Source organism: Bacillus sp. GMa5/1 (assembly GCF_050172015.1).
GTDB classification, from domain to species: Bacteria; Bacillota; Bacilli; order Bacillales; family Bacillaceae_G; genus Bacillus_A; species Bacillus_A cereus.
Map to the genome: position 1 here is coordinate 1 of NZ_JBNLYC010000294.1, position 3,603 is coordinate 3,603.

The window sequence follows — 3,603 nt, forward strand, 5'->3', positions numbered from 1 at the left end:
ATATAGCTCCTATGATTCCTCCTATGGTACTACCAATTATGGGAATCCATGCGTATCCCCAATCCGAAGAGCCTTTATTACATATTGGTAAGATTTGATGTGCTAGTCTTGGGCCAAAATCTCGAGCTGGATTTAAAGCAAATCCAGTTGTTCCACCAAGAGATAAACCTATAGATACTATTAACCCTCCTATTATTATTGGAAGTAGTCCATCTGTAATTTTATTATGACTCATAGCTAAAATTGAAAATACAAATACTGCAGTGCCAATAATTTCACTTAACAAATTGGACGGCCAACTTTTTATTGCAGGGCTTGTAGAAAATACCGACAATATAATTTCTTGATTTTTAGTTTCTTTCCAATGCGGAAAATACTGGAGCCAGACAAATATTGAACCTAAAAAAGCCCCTATCAACTGTGCACCAATATAGGAAGGAACTTCACTCCAAGGAAATAACCCTATACAAGCAAAAGCAATTGTAACTGCAGGATTCAAATGCGCACCACTTATGTTATCTACTATATATATAGCGAATGTAACTGCTAATCCCCAGCCAAGAGTAATTGCAACCCATCCGGAATTTTGTGCTTTGGATTTTTTCAGCAAAGTACCTGCTACAACGCCGTTCCCTAATAAAATAAGAACCAAGGTTCCAATTAATTCCCCCATAAATGGAGACATATTTATGACCCCCTTTGTTATTTCAAAAACCATTGTATAAACACAAGGGCATCATCAGCATCTTCCCCATCAAGAATTACATGTATTTCTGCTCCTCTTTTTACTGCTAAATCGATTAGTTGAAGAGTACTTTTTGCATTAACTTTTTTATCTTTAAATATAAACTGAACCAAACAATCATAATCCCTTAAGCCATCTACAATTTCACTTGCTGATTTTGCATGAATTCCATCCTTACGAGTTACAATTAATTTTCTTTCAATTCTCATAAGATTAGCTCCTTTTATATTTTCATAATGGTTTTCGCTTCAAGTACAACCTTAAATCTTATATATTTCTTCTAATGTTTTGCCAATCCCTAATTCAACAACTGCTACGTAGGACCCTCTATTAATGGTGAATCTGCTATTTTGATTTAATTACTCTTAATTAGAGCACCTTCCAAATTTATGAATAAAGTTACAACTCATTTATTATAAATAGCCTCTTGAATTTATCTAACACTTCAACCTACTTCATCATTATCTACTCCTCCTGCAGAAACTATTAAAACACTGGAACTTAATTGAACGAGTAAAGCTTTTAAATCTCTTAACTAGTAGATAACCATTAGAAACTAAAGCTATTCCTGAATTACTCATCACAATTGCTCCCTAAGTTCATTAACAATTTCTTTTTCACCTATAAGAGATAAACATAGAGTTTCAAAGATAATAAAAGATGAGACTGCTCCTGGATCTAAATGACCAATAGACCTTTCTCCTAGAAAGGAAGCACGCCCTTTTTTAGCTAATAATGGCTTAGTTTTTTCCATTTGTTCTCTTGCAAAAATGATAAGACCAATAGGTTTTATTTTTTCTCCATTTCTTTGGATATACTTCAAAACAGGATCCCAAACATCCAGCATTGTTTTATCTCCTATCTGAGTTTTTCCTCTTAGACAGATGCCATCTACAGATTCTTGAAAAGCAAGCCCCAATTCATTGATTGTAATTTTATTTTTTCCTTTCAAAACACTACCAGCTCTTAAAAATGCTGTTCCATATAAAGGCCCTGATGCACCTCCAACCTTTGAAATAAGTATCATTCCAATATCATGAAATACATTTCCAATATCATCATAAGCTGTATATGATATCTTTTTTTCAACCTCTTTAAACCCTCTATTCATATTAATACCATGATCTCCATCACCTATGAATTGATCAAGTTGCGTTAGATTTTTTTTTTGATACTCAAGTTGTTTTGCAGTGAGTTGCATCCAATTGATGATATGTCTTGGTGTAATATACATGTTGGCCCCCCTATTGTACACGCCAGTTAGTCGTATTTGCTGGATCATTAAGCAAAGCAGTTAATTGTTCATCTAGTTTTAATAAAGTAATAGAAAAACCGGCCATATCAATCGCTGTCATGTATTCCCCAACATATGTTTTACTGATATCGATACCAATTTTGTTTAATATTATGTTAATCATTTTATTTAAAATATATAATTCCATTAACGGCGTTCCACCTAAGCCGTTTACCATTACTGCAACTTTATCACCAATTTTCAATTGCATATCACTTAAAATATGCTCTAAAAGGAGTTCAGCCATTTCATTAGCTGCTATCATACTAATACGATGAGTTCCAGGTTCACCGTGAATGCCTATACCAACCTCTACTTCATTTTCACCAATTTTATAACCGACTGTATCAGATCCAGGTATAGTACACGTTGTTAATGCCATTCCCATACTACGCATATTAGCAATCACTTTATTTGCAACATCTTCAACTTCTTTAAGCGATGCTCCTTTCTCAGCCATTGCTCCAGCTATTTTATGTACAAATATTGTTCCAGAAATTCCTCTTCTTCTCATGGTGTGTGAACTATTACCAATAGCAATATCATCATTAACAATGACTGTAGCAATTGGGATTCCCTGTGCTTCAGCCATTTCAGCAGCCATTTCAAAATTCATTATGTCTCCTGAGTAGTTTTTTACAATTAATAAAACCCCACTTCCAGCATCCACCTTTTGAATCGCTTTCAAAATCTGGTCTGGTGTAGGAGAAGTAAAAATTTCGCCCATTACAGCAGCATCAAGCATTCCTTTACCAACAAATCCTATATGCGCTGGTTCATGACCACTCCCGCCTCCGCTGACAATTGCCACTTTTCCTGGAAATGGACTATTAGCTCGAAGAATTATATTTGTTTCACCCATATTTTGTAGTTTATCAGAATGTGCAAACAACATTCCGTCAATCATATCCCTAACTACTTTTTCTGGATTATTAATAAATTTTTTCATGGCATCTATTCCTTTCCATTAGTCGCCGCTAGTACCCTAACATTTAATTTTATAATTTTATTCCCTCCTACAATTCCCTTTTATTATAAAAACCTATAATGATTTCACTTGGACATTTAGCTTTAAGCCTCCAATTTCATCTAAAAAGATTGTTCCAATGTTTGCTTGCTCAAATTTCCCTTTCCTCATGTGAAGTGCTCCAGTGAATACTCCTTTTTCATGCTCAAATAGCTCACTTTCAATTAAATTAGGGGGGATAGCCGCACAATTTACTAGAATAAACGACTTATCCTTTCTGAAAACAGCTTTATGGATACCTTTACCTATAAGTTCTTTTCCTGTTTCACTCTCTCCAGTAATAAGAATCGTAGAATCTAATTCTGCTACTTTATTCGCAACAAAGAGCGTCTTCATTAAAGTGTCACTATAAATAATAATGTGTGGAAAAGAGTTGTTTAGTTTTTTATATTTCGACAATTCACATTCTAAATACTTTATTCTGTTCTTTTCAAGAGTCAATTGGTCTAATAATGATTGTGTTTCATGAATAGATTCATCGTTAAAAGTATTCCGCTCAATTTTGCTATAAGTGTAGCTACGGCTCGAGCATGTGGA

General features: G+C 34.2%; 5 protein-coding genes. All 5 read right to left on the reverse strand.

Translation table 11 applies throughout. The annotated features are described in order from the left end of the window. On the reverse strand, window positions 1-685 hold a 685-nt coding region (locus ACQGSG_RS27565), incomplete at its 3' end, for an MIP/aquaporin family protein (protein WP_426948524.1). Between the two features lie 17 nt (window positions 686-702). Further along, complete coding sequence (locus ACQGSG_RS27570; protein WP_426948526.1) at window positions 703-954, reverse strand: HPr family phosphocarrier protein; 252 nt, start codon at window positions 952-954, stop codon at window positions 703-705. Window positions 955-1,325: 371 nt separating this feature from the next. Beyond that, window positions 1,326-1,979, reverse strand: a complete 654-nt coding sequence (gene dhaL / locus ACQGSG_RS27575) for a dihydroxyacetone kinase subunit DhaL (protein ID WP_000276016.1) — start codon at window positions 1,977-1,979, stop codon at window positions 1,326-1,328. 10 nt (window positions 1,980-1,989) lie between these two features. Further along, complete coding sequence (dhaK, locus tag ACQGSG_RS27580; protein ID WP_284489579.1) at window positions 1,990-2,988, reverse strand: dihydroxyacetone kinase subunit DhaK; 999 nt, start codon at window positions 2,986-2,988, stop codon at window positions 1,990-1,992. Between the two features lie 93 nt (window positions 2,989-3,081). Next, window positions 3,082-3,603, reverse strand: a 522-nt coding sequence (locus ACQGSG_RS27585) for a sigma 54-interacting transcriptional regulator (RefSeq protein ID WP_426948529.1), incomplete at its 5' end; no start/stop codon positions are given.

Coding starts and splice junctions, on each gene's coding strand:
- ACQGSG_RS27570 (WP_426948526.1), bottom strand. CDS start 954: ATGAGAATTGAAAGAAAATTAATTGTAACTCGTAAGGATGGAATTCAT.
- dhaL (WP_000276016.1), bottom strand. CDS start 1,979: ATGTATATTACACCAAGACATATCATCAATTGGATGCAACTCACTGCA.
- dhaK (WP_284489579.1), bottom strand. CDS start 2,988: ATGAAAAAATTTATTAATAATCCAGAAAAAGTAGTTAGGGATATGATT.